We start from the raw sequence: 24883 nt of genomic DNA, 5'->3' as shown, positions 1-24883 counted from the left end.
GCTGGCGTGAATCCTGACGGCGCCGACCCGGCTGGCGTGAATCCTGACGGCGCCGACCCGGCTGGCGTGAATCCTGACGGCGCCGACCCGGCTGGCGTGAATCCTGACGGCGCCGACCCGGCTGGCGCGGATCCCGACGGCGCGAATCCGGCCGATGCCGACCCGGCCGATGCCGACCCGGCCGGTGTGAATCCAGCCGGCGGGACGCCGACGGCCCGGCCGTCCACCTCGACGACAGTGCGTCCGGCGTCCCGGGCCTCGTCCGCGAGCCGGCGCAGCAGCGTGGACTTGCCGATGCCGCCGGGCCCGTGCAGGTGGAGCACGCCGCCGTCGCGCAGCACCGCGCGGAACGCGGCCAACTCGCGGTCCCGGCCGACGAATGCCCGGTCGCGGGCCGCCCGCAGCCGCTCGCCCAGACTGCCGGGCAGCGAGACGCCGAGCGGTGGGTGGGCGGCGAGCGGCGGGAAGGCGAGCGGCGAGTCGGCGGGGCGGGGCCGCGGGATGACGAGATGGCCGCCGGAGAGCTCCGGGAGGCCGGGATAGCCGGGCACGTCCGGTCGCTGAACCATGGATGCGCATCCTAGTCCGGCGCTGGCCTTGCCGAAGAAAGCGCAGTTAGAACGACTATCCGGCGACGGTGTACCCGCCAGTGCGTCACCGTGTGCCGCGGCGCAGGGATCGGGTCCGGCGCCCGCTTGTCTGGTGCCGGGCGCCCGCGGCCGATGCCAGGATGTCCGCCAGGTCGTCGAATCCGTCCCGGATCAGCCCGACCGTGACCCGGATGTGGTCGCCGTCCAGCGGCTCCACCTCGAACGGCGCGCCCGGCGCCACGCCGATCCCGTGCGCGGCCAGGCTGAGCATCGCCACCTGCTGGTCCCGGACGCTTACCCACATGTTGATCCCGTCCGCGGCCGTGGCGCGCACGTCCCGGGCCGCGAGCGCGGTCAGCAGCGCGTCGCGCCGGGCCGCGTACTCGCGCCGTGCGGCGGTGATCTGTTTGACCACTGCCGAGTCGGTGAGCAGGTCGAGCAGCACGGCCTGGAGGATGCGGCTGGACCAGCCGGGGCCGAGCAGCCGCCGGTCGGCGACGGCGGCGATCAGCGCGCTCGGGCCGCCGACCGCGGCCAGCCGCAGGTCCGGGCCGTGTGACTTGGAGAAGCTGCGCACGTGCGCGGTCTGCTCCGGAAGCCAGGCGCCGATGCTTACCGGGGTCGCGGTGGCGATGTCGCCCGCGTGGTCGTCCTCCACCACCATCACGCCGCCGCCGAGCGGGTGCGCGGCGAGCACGGCCGCGAGCTGCTCGGCGCGGGCCGGCGTCATCGACACGCCGGTCGGGTTGTGCGCGCGTGGCTGCAGGTAGAGCGCGGTAGGCCCGACGTCGAGCGCGGTACGCAGCGACGCGGGCAGCAGGCCGTCCGCGTCCATCGCCACGGGTACGGCCACCGCGCCCACCGACTCGAGCAGGTCGAGCACCGGCGGGAACGCGGGGTTCTCCACAAGCACGTGGTCGCCGAACCGGACCACCGCCGAGGTGAGCCGGTCGATCGCGTCTAGCGCGCCGTCGACCACGGTGAGCTGGTGCGGCGGGAACGGCCAGCGTTCGCGCAGCACCGATTCGAGTCGGGGCAGCACCGGCTCCTCCAGGTAGGAGGTGGTGAATCTGGTGTCGCCGATCCGGCGCAGCGCGGACCCGAGGTCGGGCAGCAGGTCGTGGTCGGGTACGCCTGTGGAGAAGTCGTGGGGGAGTGCGGCCGGGCCGGCGGTGACTCGCGCGTACCGCAGCTTCTGCCGGGGGCGGCCGGGCGTCAGCACGAACGTGCCGGACCGGCCGCGGGTCTGGATCGCCCCGGCGGTGGCGAGGCTGCGCCAGGCCTCGCTGACGGTGGTCGGGCTGATGCCGAGTTCGCGTGCCACCGATCGTACCGTCGGCAGCCTGGCCCCCGCGGGAAGTTCTCCGGTGTGGACGAGTCGGCTGACCGCGGCCGCTATTCCACGCGCGCTGCGGTCATTGACCGCTCCGGCGATGAGCTGCAGCATGTTACTTCTCCGCAATAGGCTGTAACAGATTGGCCATTGTCCGCCCGTACCTGTGTCGTTAAAGTCCTACGCCATCGGCCTTATCCGGCACAAGCTCGAAGACAAGACTGCGGAAAACCGGCGACCCTTGGAGGGGAACCATGGCAGACGTCGTTCGTGCCGCCATCGTCCAGACGAACTGGACCGGCGACAAAGAAAGCATGATCAAGGCCCATGAGGAGTATGCCCGGCAGGCGGCCGCGCAGGGAGCTCAGGTCATCTGTTTCCAGGAGCTGTTCTACGGGCCGTATTTCTGCCAGGTCCAGGACGCCGGGTTCTACGCGTACGCGGAGTCGGTCCCCGGCCCCACCACCGAGCGGTTCCAGGCCCTGGCCAGGGAGTTGGGCATGGTGATGGTGCTGCCGATGTACGAGCAGGAGCAGCCCGGCGTCCTCTACAACACCGCCGCCGTGGTCGACGCGGACGGCAGTTATCTGGGTAAATACCGAAAGAACCACATTCCGCAGGTCAAGGGGTTCTGGGAGAAGTTCTACTTCCGCCCCGGAAACCTTGGTTATCCGGTGTTCGACACCGCGGTCGGCCGGATCGGCGTGTACATCTGCTACGACAGGCACTTCCCCGAGGGCTGGCGCGCGCTCGGCCTGGCCGGTGCCAAGATCGTATTCAACCCGTCCGCCACAAGTCGCGGCCTCTCCGCCTATCTCTGGCAGCTGGAACAGCCGGCCAGCGCGGTGGCGAACGAGTTCTTCATCGGTGCGATCAACCGCACCGGAATCGAAGAACTCGGGGACAACGATTTCTACGGGACGTCGTACTTCGTCGACCCGGAGGGCAAGTTCGTCGGCGAGGTCGGCGACGCGCACAGCCCGGAGCTGATCGTCCGCGACCTGGACCTGGGTCTGCTGGAGACGGTCCGCGACCGCTGGCAGTTCTACCGGGACCGCCGCCCGGACTCCTACGAGACGCTGGTGAAGCCCTGATGACGACGCTGATCACCAACGGCACCGTCGTCTCGCCGACCGGCGTGCACGAGAACGATGTCCTGATCGACGGCGAGAAGATCGTCGCGCTGTTCGCGCGGGGCAAAGGGCCGGAGACCGCAACAACAATCGACGCCACCGGCAGGTACGTCATCCCCGGCGGCATCGACGCGCACACGCACATGCAGATGCCGTTCGGCGGCACCGAGGCGTCTGACACGTTCGACACCGGCACCCGCGCGGCCGCGTTCGGCGGCACCACCACGATCATCGACTTCGCGATCCAGCGCACCGGCGAGGTCGTGCAGGACGGGCTGGCCGCCTGGCACGCGAAGACGGCGGGCGAGTGCCACATCGACTACGCGTTCCACATGATCCTCGGCGGGGTCACCGACGACGCGCTGAAGGCGATGGACCAGCTTGTCGCGGACGAGGGCGTGAGCAGCTTCAAGCTGTTCATGGCGTACCCCGGCGTGTTCTACAGCGACGACGGCCAGATCCTGCGCGCGATGCAGAAGGCGCGGGATAACGGCGCCATGATCATGATGCACGCGGAGAACGGCCCGGCGATCGACGTGCTGGTCCAGCAGGCCCTTGCGCGCGGCGAGACCGACCCGGTCTTCCACGGCCTGACCCGGCCGGAGGCGCTTGAGGCGGAGGCGACGCACCGGGCGATCCAGCTGGCCAGCGTGGCCGCGGACTGCCCGCTCTACATCGTGCACCTGTCCGCGAGCAAGGCGCTTGAGGCGGTGGCCGAGGCGCGCGACGCCGGGCGGAACGTGTTCGCCGAGACCTGCCCGCAGTACCTCTACCTGACGCTCGAGGACCAGCTGGGGGCGCCCGGATTCGAGGGCGCGAAGTGGGTCTGCTCCACGCCGCTGCGGTCCAAGCACGAGCACCACCGCCGCGACCTGTGGAAGGGCCTGCGCAGCAACGACCTGTCGATCGTGTCGACCGACCACTGCCCGTTCTGCTTCAAGGACCAGAAGGATCTGGGCATCGGGGACTTCTCGAAGATCCCGAACGGCATCGGCAGCGTCGAGCACCGCGTGGACCTGCTCTACCAGGGCGTCGTGGACAAGAAGTTGTCGCTGGCCCGCTGGGTGGAGACGATCGCGACCACGCCCGCGCGGATGTTCGGCCTGTACCCGCAGAAGGGGATCATCGCGCCCGGCTCGGACGCGGACATCGTGCTCTACGACCCGAACGGCCGGACCCGGATCGGCGTGGACACCCACCACATGAACATGGACTACTCGGCCTGGGAGGGCTACGAGATCGCCGGCAAGGTCGACACCGTGTTCTCGCGCGGGCAGAAGATCGTGAGTGACGGCGCCTACCACGGCCGGAAGGGCCACGGGCAGTTCGTCAAGCGCGGCCTCTCCTCCTACCTGGTCTGAAAGGGCGACAGATGGACATCGGAGTCGTCTTCCAATGCGATCCGCCCGCCCGCCGCGTGGTGGAGCTGGCCCAGCAGGCCGAGGCCGCCGGCTTCAGCCATGTCTGGACGTTCGACTCGCACCTGCTCTGGCAGGAGCCGTACGTCATCCACTCGCAGATTCTCGCCACCACCGAGCGGGTGATCGTCGGCCCGATGGTCACCAACCCGGGCACCCGGGACGTGACTGTCACGGCAAGCACGTTCGCCACGCTCAACGAGATGTACGGCAACCGGACGATCTGCGGCATCGGCCGTGGCGACTCCGCGGTCCGCACGCTCGGGCTGAAGCCGACGTCGCTGCGCGAGCTGCGCGAGTCCGTCCAGGTCATCCGGGACCTGGGCAGCGGCCGGCACGCCACCTACAACGGCAACGACGTGCACTTCCCGTGGGTGTCGGCGGACGCGAACCTGGAGGTGTGGGTCGCCGCCTACGGCCCGAAGGCGCTCGCGCTGACAGGTGAGGTCGCGGACGGTTACATCCTCCAGCTCGCCGACCCGGACATCGCGGCCTGGATGATCACCTCGGTCCGGGACGCGGCGTCGAAGGCGGGCAGGGACCCCGACGCGATCACGTTCTGCGTGGCCGCGCCCGCCTACATCGGTGACGACATCGCGCATCAGCGGGAGCAGACGCGCTGGTTCGGCGGCATGGTCGGCAACCACGTGGCCGACATCGTGGCGCGCTACGGCGCGGACGGCGCGGTCCCGCAGGCGCTCACCGACTACATCAAGGGCCGCCAGGGGTACGACTACAGCGAGCACGGGCGCGCCGGCAACACCCACACCTCGTTCGTCCCGGACGAGATCGTCGACCGCTTCTGCATCCTCGGACCGGTCGAGGCGCACCTGGAGAAGCTGCACGCGCTCCGCGACCTCGGCGTCGACCAGTTCGCTGTCTACCTTCAGCACGACGACCAGGAGCACACGCTCGCCGAGTACGGCAAGCACGTCATCCCGGCCTTCGCGTCGTGAGGCTCAGGACCCCGCTGGCGGCCGTCCTGGGTCTGGCCGCCGGCGTGGCGCTCTGGGAGGGCTACAAGGCGGTCGGCGACCCGCAGGGCACCGAGATTCTCGGCGTCCGGCTGCTGCCCCGCGCGAGCGACGCCGCGATGCCGCACGTGCTCGACATCCTTGAGCGCTTCGGCCGCGCGGAGCTGACCGGCGGCGACCCGATCTGGCTCGTGGTGCTCGCCGCCTGCCTGTTCACGCTGCGCAACGTGGCGGTCGGGCTGGTCGCCGGCGGTGTGATCGGCCTGCTGCTTGCGGTGTTGATGCAGCGGTTCCGGATCGCCGAGCGCGGCCTGCTGCCCTATGTGATCCTGTCCCAGACCGTTCCGCTCATCGCGCTCGCACCGGTCATCGCGGGCTGGGGCGGGCGGCTGCAGCTCGGCGCGTACCCGTGGCAGCCCTGGATGTCAGTCTCGGTGATCGCCGCCTATCTCGCGTTCTTCCCGGTCGCGGTCGGCGCGCTGCGCGGTCTGCAGAGCCCCGCGCCGATCGCGGAGGAGCTGATGCGCAGCTACGCGGCCGGCTGGTGGCGCACGCTGTGGAAGCTCCGGCTGCCCGCGTCGACCCCCTACCTGTTCCCGGCGCTGCGGCTGGCGGGCGCGTCCGCGGTGGTCGGCGCCGTGGTCGGGGAGATCTCCACGGGCACCCGCGGCGGCATCGGCCGCCTGATCATCGAGTACTCCCGCGAGGCCACAAGCGACCCCGCAAAGGTCTACACCGCAATGATCGGCGCGGCGCTGCTCGGTCTCGCGGTGGCGGGCACTGTCGCGCTCGCCGAACTCCTCCTGACCCGCCGCACAGCGCTCACACGCTGACCCCCGATCACACCCCTTCGCGGGTACGCCGTGAGTTCCCCCTCGCCACGGAAGGCGTTGCCAATGACCGCACCCGAGACGGCCGTGGAGCTGCGCGGCGTCAGCAAGATCTTCAACGAGGGCCGGGCCGGCGAGGTGGCCGCGCTGACCGGCGTCGACCTGACCATCGCGCGTGGTGAGTTCATCGCGCTGATCGGCCCGTCCGGCTGCGGCAAGTCCACGCTGCTGCGCCTGGTCGCGGACCTGATACCGGGCAGCGCCGGCACGGTCACTGTCGCGGGTAAACCGGCCCGGCAGGCGCGGCTGGACCAGGAGTACGGCATCGCGTTCCAGCAGGCCGGACTCTTCGAGTGGCGGACCGTGCGCCGCAACGTGGAGCTGCCGCTCGAACTGCGCGGCCACGGCCGGAAGGAACGCCGGGCGCGCGCGGAGGAGATGCTCGAGCTGGTCGGCCTGGCCGACTTCGCGGGCCACTATCCGGCGCAGCTGTCCGGCGGCATGCAGCAGCGGGTGGCGATCGCCCGTGCGCTCGCGGTGCACCCGCCGCTGCTGCTGATGGACGAGCCGTTCGGCGCGCTGGACGAGATGACCCGGGAGCGCCTCCAGGACGAGCTGCTGCGGATCTGCGCGTCCACCGGCACCAGCACGGTCTTCGTCACGCACTCGATCCCGGAGGCGGTCTACCTGGCGGACCGGGTGGTGGTGATGAGCCCGCGTCCCGGCCGGATCACCGACGTGGTGCCGATCGACCTGGGCACACGCACCGAGACCACGCGGCAGTCGCCGGGCTTCTTCACCGGCATCACGACGGTCCGCGCGGCGCTGCGCGGGACCGCCGCCTCCGCCACTGCCGCCTCCGCCGACGGCGAGACGGTGGGGGCGGACCGGTGAGCGTGCTCGTCGACCGTGCGGTGGCGGTGGACCCGGCCGGGCCGTCGCGCGGACGCCACCGTACCGCTGAGGGCGTGAAAGGTGTTGTTCTTCAGGTTCTTCCGCCGTTGCTTGTGGGGGTGGCGGGGCTGTCGGCCTGGGAGGCGGTCGTCACGCTGGGGCGGGTGGCGCCGTTCGTGCTGCCCGCGCCGTCCGCCATCTGGGAGCAGTTCACCAGGAGTTTGGACACGATCATCAAGACCGGGCTGGCCAGCGGTACGAACGCGCTGGCCGGGCTGGTGCTCGGCGTGACGGTCGCGCTGCTTGCCGCGATGGCCGCCGCCCGGTTCCGGTTCCTCGCCGAGGTGTCGGTGCCGATCGCGGCCGCGGTCAACGCGCTGCCGATCATCGCGCTGGCCCCGATCCTGAACACCATGTTCTCGGCCACCAGCAACATCCCGCGCCGGCTGGTGGTCGCGATAGTGGTGTTCTTTCCCGTCTACATCAACACGCTGCGCGGGCTGCGCGAGGTCGACCCCATCCACCGGGAGCTGATGGACAGCTATGCCGCGAGCGGCTGGTCGTTCACCCGGCTGGTGCGGTTGCCGGGCGCGCTGCCGTTCGTCTTCACCGGGATCCGCCAGGCGTCCTCCCTGGCGGTGATCGCGGCGGTGGTAAGCGAGTACTTCGGCGGTCTGCAGGACGGCCTGGGCTCGCGGATCACCTCGGCGGCGGCCAACACCGCATATCCCAGAGCGTGGGCCTTCGTCCTCGGGGCGTGCGTGCTCGGACTCGTCTTCTACCTCATCGCGCTGCTGCTGGAGCGTCTGGCGACGCCGTGGCGCTCACGTTGACCCCCCTGCTTCGGAGGACGCTGTGAAGATTCGAATACTCCTGACCACACTCCTGGCCGCCGGCGTCGCGCTTGCCGGTTGCGGGACCGCCGACCAGGCCGCCTCGCCGGGTGCCGGTGGCGGCCTGATTCCGGTCAAGCTGCAGTTGCAATGGTTCGTGCAGGCCCAGTTCGGCGGGTTCCTGGCCGCTGTCGACAAGGGCTTCTACCGCGAGCAGGGCCTCGACGTGACGATCCTCGAGGGCGGCGTGGACATCGTGCCGCAGACAGTGCTCGCGCAGGGGCAGGCCGACTACGCGGTCGCCTGGGTGCCGAAGGCGCTGGCCTCCCGCGAGCAGGGCGCCGGGATCACCCAGGTGGCGCAGATCTTCCAGAAGTCCGGGACGTACCAGGTCTCGTTCGCGACATCGAACATCAGGACCCCGGCGGACCTGCGCGGCAAGAAGGTCGGCAACTGGGGGTTCGGCAACGAGTTCGAGCTGTTCGCGGCCATGACCAAGGCCGGGCTGGACCCGGGGAGGGACGTGACGCTCGTGCAGCAGCAGTTCGACATGCAGGCGCTGCTCTCCGGCGACATCGACGCGGCCCAGGCGATGAGCTACAACGAGTACGCGCAGCTGCTTGAGGCTCGCAACCCCGCCACCGGCCAGTTGTACCAGCCGTCCGACTTCACGGTGCTCGACTGGAACACGGCCGGGACCGCGATGCTTCAGGACGCGGTCTGGGCGAACGCGGAGAAGCTCGCCGACCCCGCCTATCAGGACACCACAGTCAAATTCCTCGCCGGTACGCTGAAGGGCTGGGCGTTCTGCCGGGACAACGCTTCGGCCTGCCGGGACCTCGTGGTTGCGAAGGGGTCGAAGCTCGGCGCCGGTCACCAGCTGTGGCAGATGAACGAGGTCAACAAGCTGATCTGGCCGTCCACGTCACGCGTGGGTCTCATCGACGAGGCCGCCTGGAAGGCCACCGTCGCGCTGGCGATGAGCACGAAGAACCAGGACGGCCAGACCGTGCTCACCGCGCAGCCGGAGGGCACCGCATTCACAAACGACTTTGTGCAGCGGGCGCTCGACTCGCTGAGTTCGTCCGGCACTGACGTGGTGGGCTCCGGTTTCACGCCGGCCACTGTCACGCTCTCGGAGGGTGGCGCCTGATTCACCCGACGTGAGGGGCGCCCGGCGACTGTGCCGGGCGCCTCTTTTTCTTTCTGCCCGTATCCCTATCAAACCTATAGGGTTTATCGGCTAGACTCCTATTGCTTCAGTAGTTCCGACGAGTTCTGAGGACCTCAACGATGAGCGCACTTGATCTTGAAGCGCCCGGCCGCGTCAGCCGGCTGCGCGATGTCGCCCGGCGCACCGCCGCGGACCCCGCGTCCTGGGGTGTGGAGCCGCGCTTCGACGCCGCCTCGCGGTGGTACTCGCGGCTGTTCGCGGCCGCCGACCACGAGGCGTGGCTGCTCACCTGGCTGCCCGGCCAGTCCACCGACCTGCACGACCACGGCGGGTCGGCCGGCACGTTCGTGATCGTCTCGGGTTCGCTCACCGAGGAGACCGTGCACGCGGGTGTGTCCGGTGCCGTCCTCCGCAGCGATGCCTACGTCGCCGGCGACGCTCGGCCGTTCAGCGCCCAGCACGTGCACCGCATCGTCAACACCTCGGCCGCGCCCGCGGTCAGCCTGCACGTCTACGGCCCGGCGCTCACCCAGATGACGCGCTACCGGCTGCAGGACGGCGCGCTGCGCGTGCTGGAGATCGACCGCGCGGGGGTGGCCTGGTGATCACGCCCTGGAACAGCTCCGTGCTCGACTCCTGTCCGGCCCACCACACCCCGCCGCAGGGATCGCGCGGCATCGCCGACGTGCTGGAGACCGCGCGCCGCACGCTCGACCGGCTGGAGCCGGAGGCGGCGCACCTGGCCGTCCACGCCGGTGCGATGCTCGTCGACATCCGGCCCGCCGCCCAGCGCGCGGCCACCGGCGAGATCCCCGGCGCGCTGGTCATCGAGCGCAACGTGCTTGAGTGGCGCCTCGACCCGCGCTCCGACGCCCGGCTGCCGTTCGCCGACAGGTACGACCTGCCGGTGATCGTCTTCTGTCAGGAGGGCTACACCTCCTCGCTCGCCGCGGCCGCGCTCAAGGAGCTCGGCCTCTACCTCGCCACCGACCTCACCGGCGGATTCCGCGCCTGGCGGATGGCCGGGCTCCCCGCCTACCCGCCCGCAAACGCGCCCCGATTGCAGCCCAGCTACCAGCCTGCCTGACGTTCTCGCAGGTCGTTTCCCCAGGAGGAGACATGTCGGTCATCGCTCTCGCCCCCCGTCACCAGCGGCCCGCCGCCGGTCCCGGCCGCGCCACCACCCCCGGCGCCCGCCGTCCGGCCGTGACCGTCACGCTCTCCATCCCGCTCGGCCTCGGCGACAACACCCGCCTGCTCGAGGTGATCCGGGAGCTGGCCGCGCTGGGCGGGGGCCAGGTGTCGGTGGCCGACACCGGCGTCCCCGTGCCGGAGCCGGAGCCGCGCGCCGAGTCGGAGCTGCGTGCCGAGTCGGAGCTGCGTGTCGTGCCGGACCTCGCCGGCCTCACCGTCTACGCCGGCTCCCGGACCGTCTTCATCGGCCGCGAGCCGCTCAGCCTCACCCGGCTGGAGTTCGACCTGCTGCACTTCTTCGCGAACAACCCACGCCGTGTCTTCAGCCGCATGCAGCTGCTCTCCGCGGTCTGGGGCTACGAGCACGCCGGCGTGCGCACTGTCGACGTGCACGTGCGCCGCCTGCGGATGAAGCTCGGCGTCGAGGTCCCGCTGATCACCACGGTCTACGGCGTGGGCTACCGCCTCGCCGACGACGCCAGGGTGACGGTGCGCGCCGACGGGTGAGATCGCCGCTTGACTTCGGATAGCCGGACTATCCATACTCGGATAGTCCAACTATCCGAGAGGCCGTCATGGAACCGATCACGCTCATCGTCACCGGCGCCACAGTGCTCACAGTGGTCTCGATCGCGTTCGGCGGCACGTTCGTGCTGCGCGTGGTCACCGGCGGCCAGCCCGCAAACGAGCTGCAGAAGTCGTTCTTCCGGGCCGGCCACGCGCACGCCGGCGTGCTAGTCACGCTCGGCCTGGTCTGCGCGCTGCTGCTCAGCGCGGGCGACGTCCGTGGCCCGTGGCAGTACGCCTACCTCGGCGTGCTGGCCGCCGCGATCCTGATCCCGGCCGGCTTCTTCCTCAGCGTGCTCGGCCGGGACCCGCAGCGTCCCGGCCGGCTGATCGCGCTGCTCTGGGCCGGTGCGGCAGTCCTCGCGCTCGGCCTGCTCGCGGTCGGCCTCGCGCTGCTGATCACCGGCGTCCGGGCGCTGTGACTCAGCTGCCCACCCGGCCTCCGTCCGGGCGCCAGGTCACCGTGACCGCCGGCTTCGCGAAGTCGCCGTCCGGCCAGCGCGACGCGGGCTCGTCAAGCGTCGCGCCGTCGATCTCGCCCGGGTGCTGGACCGCCACGAACACCGACCTGCCGTCCGAGGTGAGGAACGGACCACAGGTCTCGGCCCCCGGGGGTACGGTCAGGAACTGCTTGAGGTGGCCGCGCTCCGGGCCCTCGATCGCTGTGGCGAAGAGCCCGTCGTTGCTGCCCAGAGCGTTGCCGTCGGTGGCGATCCAAAGGTTCCCGGCGCCGTCGAACGCGACGTTGTCCGGGCAGGAGATCGGCGACACCGCAGACTTGTCGTACCCGGCGAAGTAGGTGGCCGGGTCGTCCGGATCACCGCAGACGATCGGCAGCGACCAGGCGAACGTCTCGCCGGTGTGGTCGCCGCCGTCCTCGGTGATCTCCAGGATCTGGCCGTGCCGGTTCTGCCGCCGCGGGTTCGCCTCGTCCACGCCCGGGTACGCACCGACCGCCCGGTTGATGTTGTTGGTGAGCGCCGCGTAGATCTTCCCGGTACGCGGGCTCGGCTGCACGTCCTCCGGCCGGTCCATCCGGGTCGCGCCGACCGCGTCGCCGGCCTGGCGGGTGAAGGTAAGCACCTCCTCGACAGTCATCCCCGGCACGTGCGAGCGGTCGCCGGACGCGAGCCGGATCCACCGCCCGGTCCCGTCGAACGCGCCGTCCGAGGGCAGCGTGCCGGTGCCGTCGATCTCGGCGGGCGGGCTGTCCCCGGTGAGCTGCGCGACGTAGAGCGTGCCGGAGGAGAGCAGCGTCAGGTTGTGCCGCCGGTCGCCGGGCCGGTACCGCCCGTCCGAGACGAACTTGTAGAGGTACTCGAAGCGCTCGTCGTCCCCCATGTACGCGGCCACGTTGCCCCGCCGGGAGACGATCACGTTCGCCCCCTCGTGCTTGAGCCGGCCCATCGCGGTGTGCTTGCGCGGCACACTGCCCGGCTCGTGCGGGTCGACCTCGACGATCCACCCGAACCGGTGCGCCTCGTTCGGATGGCGGGCCAGGTCGAAACGCTCCTGCGCCCGCTCCCACCGGCGGGAGTCGGCCGGGTAGCGGGTGCTCACCGTCACGCCGTACCGGGCCAGCCGGGGTTTGAGCTGCTCCGGTGCCTGATCACCGCCGACGAAGTACTGGTTGACGTTCTCCTCACCGGACAGCACCGTGCCCCACGGCGTGACGCCGCCCGCACAGTTGTTGAGCGTGCCGATCGCGGTCCGCCCGGCCGGGTCCGCGGCCGTGCGCAGCCAGGACGAACCGGCCACCGGCCCGTCGAACCGGAACGGCGTGGACAGCATCGTGAACCGGCGGTTGTAGGGCAGACGCGGGCCGCGTACGGGACGCCACCGCCCGGTGCGCCCGGCCCGCTCGATCTCCACCACCGACATGCCGTGCGCCGCCATCGCCACCTCGACCTGCGCGACGGTCATCGCCTCGAGCGTAGTGAAGCCGGGGAACGCCCGCCGGGGTGACGGCTGATGATCGGCAGACCGGACATCGGAACCTCCCTGTTCCCCGCCGCGGCGAGCCACGACGGACATCGATGTCTGACCGTCGCAGCCTAACCCCGGAGCGGGTGCCCCTAGGGGCGACGCTCCCAGGGAAATGCCAGGGCTGCGGCACAGGTAATCATCAGGTTCGGTTGGCACGATGAGCCGCATGATGATCCGGCCCATCTCCCCGCCGAAACTGGTGGAGGAGCTCGCCGACCGCCTGGCGGCAGACCAGGCGGGCGCACGCCTGCGGGTCGCCGTGGACGGTGCGGCGTCGGCCGGGGTGGAGGAGCTGGCGGCCGCGCTCGTCGATCCGCTGCGGGCCCGGGGCCGGGCGGCACTTCACGTGCCGGCCGGTGGTTTCCTGCGGCCAGCATCGTTGCGGTACGAGTTCGGCAGGCACAACGCGGATTCGTTCTACGAGGGCTGGCTGGACGAGGCCGGGCTGCTCCGCGAGGTGCTGCACCCGGCCGAGCCCGGGCGCGTGCTGCCCTCGCTGTGGGACCCGGTGGCCGACCGGGCCACCCGCGCGCCCTACCAGGAGCTTCCCGTCGACGGGATCGTGCTGGTCAGCGGCCAGTTCCTGCTCGGCGGGACGCTGACGTTCGACGTGGCCGTGCATCTGACGCAGTCGGCGGCCGCACTCGCGCGGCGTACCCCGGAGAGTGAGCTGTGGACGGTCCCGGCCTTCGCTCGTTATGACGACGAGGTCGCGCCCGCCACGTTCGCCGACGTCGTTGTCCGGATGGACGATCCCCGGCACCCGGCTCTGGTCGAATATGCGTGATCTTTTACCGGGAGTTCCGGTTTGGAGGACGATTACGCGGGGTACCTGGCCGACCTCACGACAGCGACGGCATACGGGCTCCTCGTGCGGGGGACGACGGCCGAGGATTCACACAGACGGCTTTGCAGAGGAAGAGGGGGGACCATGCTCGTCAACAGCGTCATGACCGGTGGCACCAAGACCGCGCGCCCGGATCACGAGACCGACCAGATCCGGACCAGTCTCCAGCAGCGGTTCGAGGAGCTCACCGCGGAGTACGAGTCCGCGCTCGCGGACAGCCAGGCGCTGCGCCAGAGCGAGATCGACGACGCGGCCGGCGACGACAGCGCGGACAGCGGCACCAAGGTCGCGGAGCGCGAGGCCGCCTCGGCGCTTCTCCGCACCGTGCTGGACCGCCGTGACCAGTTCGCCCGCGCGATGGAGTCGCTTGACGCCGGCACCTACGGCTACTGCGACTCCTGCACCAAGCCGATCCCGGTGGAGCGGCTGGCGATCTTCCCGTCCGCCACCACCTGCGTCGCCTGCAAGAGCAACCGGGAGCGTCGCGCGCTCTGATCTCCACAAGCATGCGTAAGGCCCCGGGGGACATTCCCCGGGGCCTTAAAAAATTGGCGTCAGGCGCTGACGTGCCGCGGCGCACTGCACGCGGTGACGATCTCCTTGAGCACCCGCTCCGACTCCTCGTGCGGCACCTGGCAGGTCCCGGCCGCGAGGTGCCCGCCGCCGCCGTAGCCGAGGCAGATCGCGCCCACGTCCACAGGCGAGCTGCGGTCCACGATCGACTTGCCGACCGCGAACACGGTATTCAGCTTCTGCCGGCCCCAGATCACGTGCACGGAGACGCGCGCCTCCGGGTACAGCGCGTAGACCATGAACCGGTTGCCCGCGTGGATGGTCTCCTCGTCCCGCAGGTCCACCACGACCACGTCGTTGGTGATCGTGCAGACCCGCTTCAGCTGTGCCACGAACAGCTCGGACTGGTCGCGGTAGAGCAGCACGCGCTCGGCCACGTCCGGCAGCGCCAGGATCTGCTCCACGTCCTGGTGGTGCAGGCAGGCGTCGATCAGCTGCATCATCAGCTGGTAGTTGGAGATCCGGAAGTTCTGGAAGCGGCCCAGCCCGGTGCGGCTGTCCATCAGGTAGTTGAGAAGCGTCCACCCGGTCGGCCGGAGGATCTCCTCGATGCTGTACGCGGCCGAGTCCGCCTTGTCGACCGCGTCCATCAGGTCGAACGACAGGTCCGGGAACTGCGCCACGCCGCCGTAGTAGTCGTAGACCACGCGCGCGGCCGAGGGTGCGCTCGCGTCGATCACGTGGTTCTCCGGTTTGCCGCCGACCCGGATCGTCTCGGAGTGGTGGTGGTCGAAGACCAGGTGTGCCTCGGGCGCGTACGGCAGGTTGGTCAGGATGTCCGTCGGCCGGATGTCGACGACGCCGTCCTGCACGTCCTTCGGGTGCACGAAGAGCACATCGTCGATCATGTCGAGCCGGCGCAGCAGCACCGCGCAGACCAGCCCGTCGAAGTCGCTCCGGGTCACCAGCCGATGCTTCACGTGGGTCGCCTCCGGGCCGCCGCAGTATTCACCACGCGTCCCATCGGCCCGTTCCCGCGCCTCCTGAGCGGTTCTGCGACCTTTCAGCGGTCTTTCCGGGCTGCCCGCGCGCTCCCGCGAACCGCGGTCACCTGGTCGTCCGGCCCACCCCGGTCAGTGCTGATAGAGGTCGGCGGCGCTCACCAGGACGATGCTGTCGTCGTGGGTGGCCGCCTCGATCAGTTCGTCGCTGAAACCCACCGCGCCGAAGCAGGCCAGCTTGGCCTGGGCGGCACCCGGCCGCCCCTGGGCGTCGAGCAGAGTGCGGATTCGGCGCAGCCGGTCGACGTGCCCGGCCCCCATCCGCTCACCCCACTTGGCCTCGCCGATCGCGAGCAGCGGCTTCCGGTCGTCGTCGTCGAGACCGAACGTCACCAGATCGACCTCGTGCGAGGTCTTCGCGGCCGGGTCGTGGACCACGCCTCCACCGACTGCGTTCGGGTAGTCGCCGAACAGCTCGGGCGGGGCCATGTGCCGGACCCAGCCGCGGCAGACGTGCTCGAAGTGCGGTCCGAGCACGTTGCTCACGAACCGGCGCTGGCTGCGCTGCCACAGCCGGGTGGCGTCGCGGGTGTGTTCGAGATCGGACCAGAGCGGGCGCATCACCGCGTGGTAGAAGGTCATCAGCGGCTCCGCGATGCGGAACGTGGTGCGGTTGTCCCGGAACGCGTCTGGCTCCCTGGTGATCAGCCCGCTGTCCTCGAGTATCGAGAGCGGGTGGGCGAGGTCCCCGGACTTGCGGCCGAGGTAGGACGCGATACCCCCGCGGTGCGCGTTCCCGGCCGCGATCGCCGCGAGCACCGAGTGGTAGAGCGAGATGTTCTGCATGTCCGGCTCGTCGGCAAGCAGATACCGCGCCTCGCGGAACAGCGCGCTGGTGGGGGAGAGCACGGTGCGCAGCACCCAGCCGTCGAAGTCGTCCGGCCCGGCCGGGGTGTCGTCGCGGGCAAATTCCCGCCGGTACGCGGGTGTGCCGCCGACGATCGCGTTGACCTTCAGCGCGGTCACCGGGTCGTCCACGCCCCAGAACTCGGCCGCGAGCCGGTGGTCGAGCGTGTGCACGACAAGCTCCAGCCCGGCGCGGCCACGCAGCGGCGCGTTGCCGCTCAGCAGCCGGCCCATGAACGACATCGCGGAGCCGCAGAGCAGGAGTGCGGTCCGGCTGTCGTCCCGCTCCGGGCGTAGCGGCGCGAACGCGTTCTGGATGATCGAGGGTAGCTGCGGGTTGGCTCTGACCAGGTAGGGGAACTCGTCGATGACGACCGGGACGCGACGCTCCCGGCCCAGCGCGAGCAGCGCGTCGATCGCCGCGTGCCAGCTGTCGAAGGTGAACGGTGCGGGCGCGCCGACGTGCTCGGCGAGCGTGCTGCCGAGCCGGTTCAGCGACTCACGGTCGGCGGCCTCGTCGGCACCGAAATAGAACCCTCCGGTCGCGGCGCAGAGCGCGCGCAACAGGTAGGTCTTGCCCTGCCGTCGCCGTCCCGAGACGATTCCGAGGGTGGCGCCGGCGGCCGGATCGGTGACGAACGACGCGAGTGCCTGCCACTCCCGCTCCCGGTCGAACATCCCCGCTGGCTTCGTGACAGTCATCGGCCCCCGCCCACATAGCTCGGCTTGTCATAACTCCACTTATCATAAGTCGAGTTATGCAAACCTGGCATCGTTGCGGTCAGGCGGTGCCGCGGCGGACCAGGCTTGTGGGCAGGATGATCGGCGGCGGGGCGGGAGCGTCGGCGGGGGACTGGATCATGGCGATCAGTGCCTCGGCAGCGGCGGTCCCGAAGCCGGCCCGGTCCTGCGCGATCGTGGTGAGGCCGGGCGGGATGAGCGCGGCCAGCTCGATGTCGTCGAAGCCGACGATGGACACGTGCGCCGGTATGCGGAGGCCCGCCTCGGTCACGGCCTGAAGCGCGCCGACCGCCATCTCGTCGCCGGCCACGAAGACCGCGGTCGGCGGCGTGTCGAGCAGCAGCAGCTCACGCATGGCGGCCCGGCCGCTGGCCAGGTAGAAGTCGCCGTGCGTGACGTACTCCGGCGGCAGTGGCACGTTGTGTGCGGCAAGCGCGTCCCGGAAACCGGACAGCCGGTCCGCGCCCGGGCCGGTGCGCGCCGGCCCGGCGATCGTGGCGATCCGCCGGTGCCCGCGTTTGTGCAGGTAGGCGACGGCCTGAGCGGCGCCGCCACGATTGTCGGAGGTCACGTGCGTGCAGCGCGGGCCGGTCAGCGGCAGGTCAAGCGCCACGCAGGGTATGTCCGCGTCGGCCAGGCCGAGCACCGCCGGGTCGCGGCTGCCGTTGTCGATCAGCACCACGCCGTCCAGGTTGTGCCGCCGTACCGAGCGCAGATGCCGTTCCGGGCCGTCCGGCCCGGAGGCGAGCAGCAGCAGGTGCAGGCCGTGGGCGGAGAGCGCGGACTTCAGCGCGACAAGGATCTCCTGCAGGAACGGGTGCCGCCAGCCGGTGCTGCGGTGGTCGGTGTCCCAGACCAGGCCGATCATGTTCGACTTCTTGGTGGCGAGCGTGCGGGCGGACTCGTTCGGCAGGTAGCCGATCTCGGCGGCCGCGGCCTCGACCTTCTGCCTGGTGGCCTGGCTGACCACCTCTGGTGTGTTGAAGACGCGGGAGACGGTGGCCACCGAGACGCCGCAGTGCCGGGCAAGTTCGCGGATCGTCGCCATGACGGACACCTAACCACACGGGAGTCTGTAACCGGTTTCAGGCAGCGTACCATCGTGGCCATGAGTCTGATCGGGATAGACGAGCGTGAAAAGCCGAGGCTGCCGGACGTTCCGGCCGGCTTCGTGTGGGGGACGGCCACGGCCGCCTACCAGATCGAGGGCGGCGCCGCCGAGGACGGCCGTGGTCCGTCGATCTGGGACACGTTCAGCCGGGTCCCGGGCGCGATCGCGGACGGCAGCAGCGGCGACGTGGCCTGCGACCATTACCACCGCTGGGCCGAGGACGTGGACCTGCTCGGCGATCTGGGCGCGGACGCGTACCGTTTCTCGATCTCCTGGTCCCGGATCTTCCCGGACGGCGCCGGGCGGGTCAACCAGGCCGGGCTCGACTTCTACCGGCGGCTTGTCGACGGGCTGGCCGGGCGCGGCATCCGCCCGTTCGTGACGCTCTACCACTGGGATCTGCCGCAGGCACTCGAGGATCTCGGCGGCTGGCGCTCCCGGGACACCGCCGAGCGCTTCGCTGACTACGCCGGTGTGGTGGCCGACGCGCTCGGCGACCGGGTGCAGGACTGGATCACCCTCAACGAGCCCTACTGCTCAAGCATCACCGGGTACGCGGAGGGCCGCCACGCGCCCGGCACCCGCGAAGGCCACGGCGCGCTCGCGGCCGTGCACCACCTGCTGCTCGGCCACGGCCTGGCCACCCGGGTACTGCGCGAACGCCGCCCGGACGCGCGGGTCGGCATCACGCTCAACCTCTCCCCGGCCGTGCCCGCAAGCGGAAGCGAGGCCGACCGGGCCGCCGCGGACCGGCAGGACCTGCTCGTCAACCGCCAGTTCACCGACCCGGTGCTGGCCGGCGAGTACCCGGCCGGGCTCACCGGCCTCTACGCGGGCGTCACCGACTTCGGCTTCCGGCAGGACGGCGACCTGGAGGTCATCTCCGCGCCGCTCGACTTCCTCGGCGTCAACTACTACTACCGCATCCATGTCGCGGACGCGCCGTTCGCGGAGCCGGACCCGGCGCGGCGCTCGGCGTACGACATCGGGGTCCGGACCTTCAAGCCCGAGGGCGTTCCGGTCACCGACCTCGGCTGGCCGATCGAGCCGGAGGGCCTCCGTTTCACGCTTACCGGGCTGGCCGGCCGCTTTCCCACGCTGCCGCCGATCTACGTCACCGAGAACGGCCGGGCGGAGCTGGACCCGGGCCCCGTTCCGGACCCGGAGCGCATCGAGTTCGTCGCCGGTCACCTCGCCGCGATCCGCGAGGCGATGGACGCGGGCGTCGACGTGCGCGGCTACTTCTACTGGTCCTTGATCGACAACTTCGAGTGGGCGCGCGGCTACGGCCCCCGCTTCGGCCTCGTCCACATCGACTACCCGACCGGCACCCGCACCCCCAAGGACAGCTTCCGCTGGCTCCGGGACGAGCTGGCCGCCCGCTGATCGCGTCCAGGGCCCTGCTCCCGTTCGGGAGCAGGGCTCAGGTGCGGTACGACTCGGCGATCACGCGGATCCGGTCCGGGCCGACGCGGCAGCAGCCGCCGACAAGCGCGGCACCCCTGGCGAAGCCGAGGTCGTCCACGGTGACCGGCCCGGTCCAGCGGCGGGCGGACGCGTCCCACGACTCACCGCTGTTCGGGTAGACCACCACAGGCTTTCCGCCGCTGGCCGCGTGGGCGACCGGGACCGCGGCGGCGGCGTCGGCCGGGTCGCAGCAGTTCACGCCTACCGCAACGATCGAGTCGACGCCTTTGACCAGGCCGAACGCCTCTTCGAGGGACTGGCCGGCGCGAGTACGGCCGCCGGCGACCGTGTAGGAGAGCCAGGCGGGGGTCTCCAGCACGCTGAGCAGCGCCTCGGCCTCGCGGACGTCCGGCACGGTCTCCAGCGCGAGCACGTCCACGTCGGTCCCGGCGAGGATCTCCATCCGCGGGCGGTGGAACGCGGCCAGCTCGCGCACGCTCACGCCGTAGTCTCCGCGGTACTCCGAGCCGTCCGCGAGCATCGCGCCGTAGGGACCGATCGACCCGGCGACCCAGCCGGTGCCGCCCTCCGCGTCGATCGCGTCCCGGGCCAGCCGCACGCTTCGTCGCAGCAGGACGGCGGCCTCGGCGCTTCCGATCCCGTTCCGCGCGAACCCGGGCAGGGTGGCCTGGTAGCTCGCGCTCGTCACCACCTGTGCACCGGCCCGCAGGTAGGCCCGGTGGGCGGCCCGGACCGCGTCCGGATCGTCGCGCAGCAGCCGCGCGGACCACAGCGCGCCGGACAGGTCCGCGCCGGCCGCCTCCAGCTGTGTGGCGAGGCCGCCGTCCAGGACGAGCGGCCCGTCCGAGAGCGCCTGAGCGAAACCCGTCATGACCGCGACGGTACGCCCCGGGCCGCGCGGCCGTGATCAGACGTTCTGGACGACGATCGCCAGGCCGGCCGTGATCAGGGACGAGATGATCAGCACGGAGACCGAGCCCGCCTCCAGGACCGCGCCGCGGCGGTCCGCGTAGACCTTCGCGGCAAGCAGCGCGACGATCGGGCCGAGCGCGAGCGTGAGCAGCAGCGCAAGCACCGGGAGGACCACCGCGAGGTCGCCGCCGACCGAGCGTCCGGCCGCCCGCACGCCGAAACCGGCCAGGCCGGCCAGCAGACCGCCGAGCACGCCGAAGAGCGCGAGCAGGCGGCGGGTCTGCTCGGGCAGGCCGGGCAGACGGCCGGAGCGGGCCAGCTGGACACGCGCCTCCATCAGCCACTCGTCGGCGTCGCGCTGATCCTCGTCCGGGGGCAGCAGCGGCGTGGGCGCGGACGACAGCCGGCCGGCCCGTGCCTTGACGTCCTCCCACAGGCCGTAGACGCGCATGTCGATGTCGTCGGCGCGCCGGTTCGCGTCGCGCAGGCGCTGGGCGCAGGCGGTGACCCGGGCCTCGGCCTCGCGGTGTTTGGCCTCCGCGTTGCCGACCGTGCGGGCGTACCACTCGTGCGCCTCGGCCCGGTGCGCGTCGACCTCCGCGTCGATGCCGGCCAGGCTGCGGATCAGCTCGCGGTACGAGGTCATCAGGTCCACCCGTACGGGATGATCGCCTCGGCGACGCGGTGGACCGCCCGGTCGAAGAACAGGCCGCGCCACGGGCGGGGATACCAGCCCGGCCCGCGCCCGTCCGGGTAGAACTGGGCCAGCTCGCTGCCGTGCACGTCAAGCGCGACCCAGGAGCCGATCGCGTCCGTCCGGGAGCCGACGCCGCCGAGGTCGTCCCGCAGCCGTCCGGGCTGCCGCCACCAGCCGAGCACGTGCGTGTGGTGCTCCGGCCCGGCGGTCAGGATGCGGCGCAGGTCCTCGAGCCCGGTCGGCGGCGCCGGCAGCTCACTCCCGGGAGCGGGCCTGGCCGCGCCCGCGGTCGCGTTGACCGGCGGGATCACGCTGCGCCGCTGTTGCGCGGGGGCGGCTCCGGTGCGCGCGCCGAGCCGGGGGGTGACCGCGTCCACCGCGTACAGCAGGAGGAAGTGTGGCTCGTCGCCCTGGTCCTCAAGGCCGGCCGCGGTCGCGCGGAGCAGCGCCGCCACGTTGTCCGCGTGGTAGACGGTGGTCCGGTCCGGTGGGAGCACGCCGTGCAGCGCGTCCACGGCAAGCGCGGCGGACGCGTCCAGGCAGGCGACGGAGAACCGCGCGCCGCCGTCCGGATATTGCGCCGCGAGCGAGCGGGCGGCAGCGTTGAGCACCGCGCAGGCCTCGTCCGGGCGGGTGCCGACCACTGCCAGGTTCCGGCCGGGTGAGCGGGTGAGCGTCAGCCGGGCGGACCTGGCCTGTACGTCGATCGCCTCGCCGAGCAGCGCGACCGGCCCGCCGTCGGCCCAGCGACGTCCGGCCGCGTCCGCGCCGGGGGCCAGCGCCACGAAGTCCGGCGCGGCGTCCAGCCGGGGGATCGCGTCGCCGTCGAAGAGCCGCGGCTCGGAGTGCAGCTCGGTACGCCGCCGCCAGAGCTGCTGCTGGAGCGACCCCCAGGCGTCCCGGTCGCCGGCCGGCGGCACCCGGATGATCTGGTTCGCCTCAGGTGCGCCCGAGTCCGGGTTCACGATCGCGTGGTGCCGGGGGAGCGTGTCCGCGGCCGTGTTCTGCTCCGGGAGGACCTTGCGCGCCTTGGGAAGCGCGATCCGCAGCGAGAACTGGGCGACAAGCGACGGCCGGCCCCACAGCGCCTCGATGCCTGATACGTCCTGGCTGGCCAGGATCAGGTGGATGCCCTGCGAGCGGCCGCGCCGGGCCAGGTCGTCGAGCAGGTTGACCGACTCGGTGACCACCGCGTCGCGGCCGTTGAGCAGCACCTGGAACTCGTCGATCACCGCGACGATGCGCGGCCAGTGGCCGTCCGGGTTCTCCGCGCGCAGCTCCGGCAGCTTGGTCGCGTCGAACGCCTTCGCCGCGTCCGCCCGGCGGCGCAGCTCCTCACCGAGGAACCGCAGCAGCGCCAGGCCGAACTCGCGGTCGGTGTTCACGTTCACGCCGACCAGGCGTACGTGCGGCAGCCAGCTCGGGTCCCGGCGGCCGGGCGCGAACCTGGCGAAGGACACGCCCTCCTTGAAGTCGAGCAGGTAGAACTCCAGCTCGGCGGGGGAGTAGCGGGCGGCGAGCGCGCCCATCCAGGCGTAGATCAGGTTCGTCTTGCCGGTGCCGGACGGGCCGGCGATCAGCGCGTGCGGCGGGTAGTCGGCGAGCGTCACCTCGACCGGGCGGCCCTGCGAATCCTCACCGACCGGCGCGACCAGACCGTCGGCGGACGACTCCCGCCAGAACTCGGCCGGCAGCAGGTCCGCGAACCGGACCGGGGCCGGGCCCTCGGCGGCGCGCCGGGCCAGCGCGGCGGACGTCTCGGTGACCAGCCGGGCCGGTGGCGGCGGGTCCAGCACCACAGGCAGCCCGCCGAGGCCGCCGACCCGGACCCGGCCGCTCGCGCCGGTCCTGATCGTCTCCACGGACGGGCCGGACGGCATCGGCAGGCCGCGCACGATCAGGTGCACGTTGCAGGCCACGCCGGTCCGGGCGATGCGGTCCAGCTGGTCGCGTTCGTGCGGCGTCAATTCGTCCTTGCGGCCGGCGCCGAGCAGCACCGCGATCCGCCACGGTTCCGGGCGCCGGCCCTCGGCCTCGGCCAGCTCGCGCAGCGACGTGTGCGCGCCGGCCAGCACCTTCTCGTTGATCCGCCGGATGTGGTCGACAAGGCCGTCAAGCAGCTGCGACAGGCCGCCGGGGCCGACGAAGGTGAGCAGGCCCGCATTGGCGAGCGGCGCGAAGCCGGCCAGGCCGCCGCCGAGCTGCTCCGGGTCGTACCCGGTGATGTGCACCTGCCCCGGGGCGGCGCTGCCGAGCGCGCGCAGCAGCAGCGTGGTGACCACCCGGTCGCCGGTCTCCGCGTAGGCGGTGCCCGCGCCGGAACCGGTCTCGCCCCGGCCTATCTGCCGCCCGGTGTCGGCGTCCTCCGCCGCGGGCAGCGTCCCCAGGTGCACGTGCGCACGATCCAGAAGCGGCACCAGCGCGGGTGCGGGCCGGGTGCGCGCGATCCGCACCGCGCCGATCCGCAGCTCCGGTGCGGTCTGCCGGCGCTCGGACGGCGTCGGCTTCCACTCGTCCCACGGCAGGCCGGCCGCGCCCGGTGCCTCGGACTCGCCCGCGTCCGCGGCGGCCCGGGTCAGCGCGGCAAGCTTCGCGGCGTAGAGCTCGTCGATCTCGGCGAGCCGGGCGTCGCGCTGCCGGGCGGCCCGGACCGGCACCTCGTCCGCCACCCGGTCCAGCCGGTCCAGCCGGGACTCGGCCTGGTCCAGCTCGTGCTCCGCGTCGGCGAGTTCGCCGCGGGCGCGCCCGAGCGCGTAGGACAGCGTCCGGCGGACCTGGTCGGCGAAGGTGGCCCGCGAGTCAGGCATCGGCGTCCCGGTACGTCGGCACGGTCTCCGGCGCGGCCGCGTTCAGCGACCCGGGGTCCCGGCCGAGCCGCTTCAGCAGCACGCCGGTGAGCACCGCGCCGGCCACCGCCGAGTCCGCGGGATGGTCGCGCTCGGCCTCGTTGGCACGGCGGCCGTCGTCGGACCGGTTCTCGTCCTCGTCCTTCTTCTCCCGGGCCGCCTTGCGCTGCTCCGGGGGGACCCGGCAGACGCGCTCCGCGAGCGTGTCAAGCGTGGCGGCGGGCAGGCCGGGCAGCAGCTCACGCAGCTGTTCGGTCTCCTTGCGTACCCGCGGCAGGTCTTCGGGTCGTGGCTCGTGGCCCAGCAGGTCGGCGGTGAGCCGGTGCAGCAGCGCGGGCGTGAGCGCGGCCAGGCCCAGCCCGACCGGCGGTTCCACCTCGCCCAGCTCGCGGCGCATGCGGCCGGGGCTGCCCGAGCCGACGGACGCGGCGACGCGGCGCATCAGGTCGGCGCTGTCCACTGCCGCGTCCCGGTCGTGCTTGTCGCGCTCGCCGGGCGTGGCCCTGCCGGGGCCGCCGGCCGCGCCGGCCGACTCGTCCGCGTCCGCCTCGCCGCCGGTGAGGACCGTGACGCGCGCCTTCCACCAGCGGCCGAGCGGTGCGGCATCCGGCGTCTTCGGCTGCTCGCCGGGCCGGTCGCGCTCCTCGAACGCGACCGCGTCCCGCCAGCTGCCGTCCGCGCCGCGGGTGGCGTCGTGGCTCATGCCGATCGCGGTCAGATATTCGGCGATGGCGTCCTGCGCGCTGCGCAGCGCGAACGCGGCGTGCTCCGCGTGCTCGGTGGCGTTGGCCAGCTGCGGCACGCCCATCGGCTGGGATGACGCCTGGCGGACCCAGACCAGCAGCTCGGACGCGACCCGCAGGCGCTCGAGCGCGGCGAGGACCAGCCCGACCGGAAGTTCGTCATGTGTGGCGCGGATGCGCGCGCCCAGCTCCTCCAGAAGCGACATGGCGTC

At 71.7% G+C, this 24883-nt stretch carries 23 protein-coding genes and 1 pseudogene; 14 read left to right on the top strand and 10 right to left on the bottom strand.

Annotation, left to right across the window (positions count from 1 at the left end):
* Both ACIA8K_RS37435 and ACIA8K_RS37430 read right to left on the bottom strand, forming a co-directional pair.
* Nucleotides 1–569: AAA family ATPase (locus ACIA8K_RS37435; protein WP_396068226.1), on the bottom strand; the 569-nt coding region annotated here is incomplete at its 3' end.
* A gap of 85 nt (nt 570–654) precedes the next feature.
* Nucleotides 655–2037, bottom strand: coding sequence for a PLP-dependent aminotransferase family protein (locus tag ACIA8K_RS37430; protein WP_396068225.1), 1383 nt, complete (start codon nt 2035–2037; stop codon nt 655–657).
* A gap of 140 nt (nt 2038–2177) precedes the next feature.
* Here ACIA8K_RS37430 and ACIA8K_RS37425 point away from each other — a divergent pair, with 140 nt between their 5' ends.
* The 11 genes from ACIA8K_RS37425 (at nt 2178) to ACIA8K_RS37375 (ending at nt 11362) form a co-directional block, all read left to right on the top strand.
* Nucleotides 2178–3017, top strand: a complete 840-nt coding sequence (locus ACIA8K_RS37425; RefSeq protein WP_396068224.1) for a nitrilase-related carbon-nitrogen hydrolase — start codon at nt 2178–2180, stop codon at nt 3015–3017.
* Nucleotides 3017–4417: a dihydropyrimidinase gene (gene hydA / locus ACIA8K_RS37420; RefSeq protein WP_396068223.1), complete on the top strand. Its 1401-nt coding sequence runs from the start codon at nt 3017–3019 to the stop codon at nt 4415–4417. The genes ACIA8K_RS37425 and hydA overlap by 1 nt, the downstream gene beginning before the upstream one ends.
* An 11-nt stretch (nt 4418–4428) precedes the next feature.
* Nucleotides 4429–5430: a TIGR03842 family LLM class F420-dependent oxidoreductase gene (locus tag ACIA8K_RS37415; protein ID WP_396068222.1), complete on the top strand. Its 1002-nt coding sequence runs from the start codon at nt 4429–4431 to the stop codon at nt 5428–5430.
* Nucleotides 5427–6281, top strand: coding sequence for an ABC transporter permease (locus ACIA8K_RS37410; RefSeq protein WP_396068221.1), 855 nt, complete (start codon nt 5427–5429; stop codon nt 6279–6281). Before ACIA8K_RS37415 ends, ACIA8K_RS37410 begins: the two co-directional genes overlap by 4 nt.
* Nucleotides 6282–6344: 63 nt before the next feature.
* A complete protein-coding gene (locus tag ACIA8K_RS37405) occupies nt 6345–7172 on the top strand; it encodes an ABC transporter ATP-binding protein (RefSeq protein ID WP_396068220.1) in 828 nt (275 codons plus the stop codon).
* On the top strand, nt 7169–8005 hold the full coding sequence (locus ACIA8K_RS37400; protein ID WP_396068219.1) for an ABC transporter permease: 837 nt from the start codon (nt 7169–7171) through the stop codon (nt 8003–8005). Before ACIA8K_RS37405 ends, ACIA8K_RS37400 begins: the two co-directional genes overlap by 4 nt.
* A gap of 22 nt (nt 8006–8027) precedes the next feature.
* Nucleotides 8028–9158 carry an ABC transporter substrate-binding protein gene (locus ACIA8K_RS37395; RefSeq protein ID WP_396068218.1) on the top strand — a complete coding sequence of 377 codons (1131 nt, stop codon included), beginning with the start codon at nt 8028–8030 and terminating at the stop codon, nt 9156–9158.
* Between the two features lie 140 nt (nt 9159–9298).
* Nucleotides 9299–9784: a cysteine dioxygenase gene (locus ACIA8K_RS37390; protein WP_396068217.1), complete on the top strand. Its 486-nt coding sequence runs from the start codon at nt 9299–9301 to the stop codon at nt 9782–9784.
* Nucleotides 9781–10266, top strand: coding sequence for a rhodanese-like domain-containing protein (locus ACIA8K_RS37385; protein ID WP_396068216.1), 486 nt, complete (start codon nt 9781–9783; stop codon nt 10264–10266). The genes ACIA8K_RS37390 and ACIA8K_RS37385 overlap by 4 nt, the downstream gene beginning before the upstream one ends.
* A 32-nt stretch (nt 10267–10298) precedes the next feature.
* Complete coding sequence (locus ACIA8K_RS37380; protein WP_396068215.1) at nt 10299–10880, top strand: winged helix-turn-helix domain-containing protein; 582 nt, start codon at nt 10299–10301, stop codon at nt 10878–10880.
* 68 nt (nt 10881–10948) lie between these two features.
* Nucleotides 10949–11362 (top strand): hypothetical protein, encoded by a 414-nt coding sequence (locus ACIA8K_RS37375; RefSeq protein ID WP_396068214.1) that lies wholly within the window; start codon nt 10949–10951, stop codon nt 11360–11362.
* A gap of 1 nt (nt 11363) precedes the next feature.
* On the opposite strand, the pseudogene ACIA8K_RS37370 reads toward ACIA8K_RS37375, so the two are convergent.
* A pseudogene (locus ACIA8K_RS37370) lies at nt 11364–12890 on the bottom strand (PhoX family protein); the annotation flags it as partial.
* A 202-nt stretch (nt 12891–13092) separates the two neighbouring features.
* Here ACIA8K_RS37370 and ACIA8K_RS37365 point away from each other — a divergent pair.
* On the top strand, nt 13093–13713 hold the full coding sequence (locus ACIA8K_RS37365) for a uridine kinase (RefSeq protein ID WP_396068212.1): 621 nt from the start codon (nt 13093–13095) through the stop codon (nt 13711–13713).
* 144 nt (nt 13714–13857) lie between these two features.
* The gene (locus ACIA8K_RS37360) at nt 13858–14268 is read left to right on the top strand and encodes a TraR/DksA family transcriptional regulator (RefSeq protein WP_396068210.1); all 411 of its coding nucleotides are present in this window, start codon (nt 13858–13860) and stop codon (nt 14266–14268) included.
* Nucleotides 14269–14327: 59 nt separating this feature from the next.
* Here the strand turns inward: ACIA8K_RS37360 and ACIA8K_RS37355 are convergent, their stop codons facing one another.
* From ACIA8K_RS37355 to ACIA8K_RS37345, 3 genes are all read right to left on the bottom strand, one after another.
* Nucleotides 14328–15251: an exopolyphosphatase gene (locus ACIA8K_RS37355; RefSeq protein WP_396068208.1), complete on the bottom strand. Its 924-nt coding sequence runs from the start codon at nt 15249–15251 to the stop codon at nt 14328–14330.
* 168 nt (nt 15252–15419) lie between these two features.
* Complete coding sequence (locus ACIA8K_RS37350) at nt 15420–16895, bottom strand: ATP-binding protein (protein WP_396068206.1); 1476 nt, start codon at nt 16893–16895, stop codon at nt 15420–15422.
* Nucleotides 16896–16974: 79 nt separating this feature from the next.
* Complete coding sequence (locus ACIA8K_RS37345; protein WP_396068204.1) at nt 16975–17982, bottom strand: LacI family DNA-binding transcriptional regulator; 1008 nt, start codon at nt 17980–17982, stop codon at nt 16975–16977.
* Nucleotides 17983–18042: 60 nt separating this feature from the next.
* Here ACIA8K_RS37345 and ACIA8K_RS37340 point away from each other — a divergent pair, with 60 nt between their 5' ends.
* Nucleotides 18043–19431 (top strand): GH1 family beta-glucosidase, encoded by a 1389-nt coding sequence (locus tag ACIA8K_RS37340; RefSeq protein ID WP_396068202.1) that lies wholly within the window; start codon nt 18043–18045, stop codon nt 19429–19431.
* A gap of 37 nt (nt 19432–19468) precedes the next feature.
* Here ACIA8K_RS37340 and mmuM read toward each other — a convergent pair whose 3' ends face one another.
* From mmuM to ACIA8K_RS37320, 4 genes are read right to left on the bottom strand one after another with little or no spacing between them, the layout of a single operon-like run.
* Nucleotides 19469–20344, bottom strand: coding sequence for a homocysteine S-methyltransferase (gene mmuM, locus ACIA8K_RS37335; RefSeq protein WP_396068200.1), 876 nt, complete (start codon nt 20342–20344; stop codon nt 19469–19471).
* Nucleotides 20345–20380: 36 nt separating this feature from the next.
* On the bottom strand, nt 20381–21031 hold the full coding sequence (locus ACIA8K_RS37330) for a hypothetical protein (RefSeq protein ID WP_396068198.1): 651 nt from the start codon (nt 21029–21031) through the stop codon (nt 20381–20383).
* A complete protein-coding gene (locus ACIA8K_RS37325) occupies nt 21031–23889 on the bottom strand; it encodes an FtsK/SpoIIIE domain-containing protein (RefSeq protein WP_396068196.1) in 2859 nt (952 codons plus the stop codon). Before ACIA8K_RS37325 ends, ACIA8K_RS37330 begins: the two co-directional genes overlap by 1 nt.
* On the bottom strand, nt 23882–24877 hold the full coding sequence (locus tag ACIA8K_RS37320) for a hypothetical protein (RefSeq protein WP_396068194.1): 996 nt from the start codon (nt 24875–24877) through the stop codon (nt 23882–23884). The genes ACIA8K_RS37325 and ACIA8K_RS37320 overlap by 8 nt, the downstream gene beginning before the upstream one ends.
* Nucleotides 24878–24883 lie beyond the last annotated feature (6 nt).

This window comes from Catenuloplanes sp. NPDC051500 (assembly GCF_044454585.1).
Classification (GTDB): Bacteria; Actinomycetota; Actinomycetes; order Mycobacteriales; family Micromonosporaceae; genus Catenuloplanes.
The sequence above is the reverse complement of the archived record's forward strand: the minus strand, read 5'-3'. Positions and strand labels throughout refer to the sequence as shown.

Bases quoted from the DNA above. Each gene is read 5' to 3' on its own strand.
- ACIA8K_RS37430 (WP_396068225.1), bottom strand. From the start codon at position 2,037: ATGCTGCAGCTCATCGCCGGAGCGGTCAATGACCGCAGCGCGCGTGGA.
- ACIA8K_RS37425 (WP_396068224.1), top strand. From the start codon at position 2,178: ATGGCAGACGTCGTTCGTGCCGCCATCGTCCAGACGAACTGGACCGGC.
- hydA (WP_396068223.1), top strand. From the start codon at position 3,017: ATGACGACGCTGATCACCAACGGCACCGTCGTCTCGCCGACCGGCGTG.
- ACIA8K_RS37415 (WP_396068222.1), top strand. From the start codon at position 4,429: ATGGACATCGGAGTCGTCTTCCAATGCGATCCGCCCGCCCGCCGCGTG.
- ACIA8K_RS37405 (WP_396068220.1), top strand. From the start codon at position 6,345: ATGACCGCACCCGAGACGGCCGTGGAGCTGCGCGGCGTCAGCAAGATC.
- ACIA8K_RS37390 (WP_396068217.1), top strand. From the start codon at position 9,299: ATGAGCGCACTTGATCTTGAAGCGCCCGGCCGCGTCAGCCGGCTGCGC.
- ACIA8K_RS37380 (WP_396068215.1), top strand. From the start codon at position 10,299: ATGTCGGTCATCGCTCTCGCCCCCCGTCACCAGCGGCCCGCCGCCGGT.
- ACIA8K_RS37375 (WP_396068214.1), top strand. From the start codon at position 10,949: ATGGAACCGATCACGCTCATCGTCACCGGCGCCACAGTGCTCACAGTG.
- ACIA8K_RS37365 (WP_396068212.1), top strand. From the start codon at position 13,093: ATGATGATCCGGCCCATCTCCCCGCCGAAACTGGTGGAGGAGCTCGCC.
- ACIA8K_RS37360 (WP_396068210.1), top strand. From the start codon at position 13,858: ATGCTCGTCAACAGCGTCATGACCGGTGGCACCAAGACCGCGCGCCCG.
- ACIA8K_RS37350 (WP_396068206.1), bottom strand. From the start codon at position 16,895: ATGACTGTCACGAAGCCAGCGGGGATGTTCGACCGGGAGCGGGAGTGG.
- ACIA8K_RS37345 (WP_396068204.1), bottom strand. From the start codon at position 17,982: ATGGCGACGATCCGCGAACTTGCCCGGCACTGCGGCGTCTCGGTGGCC.
- ACIA8K_RS37340 (WP_396068202.1), top strand. From the start codon at position 18,043: ATGAGTCTGATCGGGATAGACGAGCGTGAAAAGCCGAGGCTGCCGGAC.
- mmuM (WP_396068200.1), bottom strand. From the start codon at position 20,344: ATGACGGGTTTCGCTCAGGCGCTCTCGGACGGGCCGCTCGTCCTGGAC.
- ACIA8K_RS37330 (WP_396068198.1), bottom strand. From the start codon at position 21,031: ATGACCTCGTACCGCGAGCTGATCCGCAGCCTGGCCGGCATCGACGCG.
- ACIA8K_RS37325 (WP_396068196.1), bottom strand. From the start codon at position 23,889: ATGCCTGACTCGCGGGCCACCTTCGCCGACCAGGTCCGCCGGACGCTG.
- ACIA8K_RS37320 (WP_396068194.1), bottom strand. From the start codon at position 24,877: ATGTCGCTTCTGGAGGAGCTGGGCGCGCGCATCCGCGCCACACATGAC.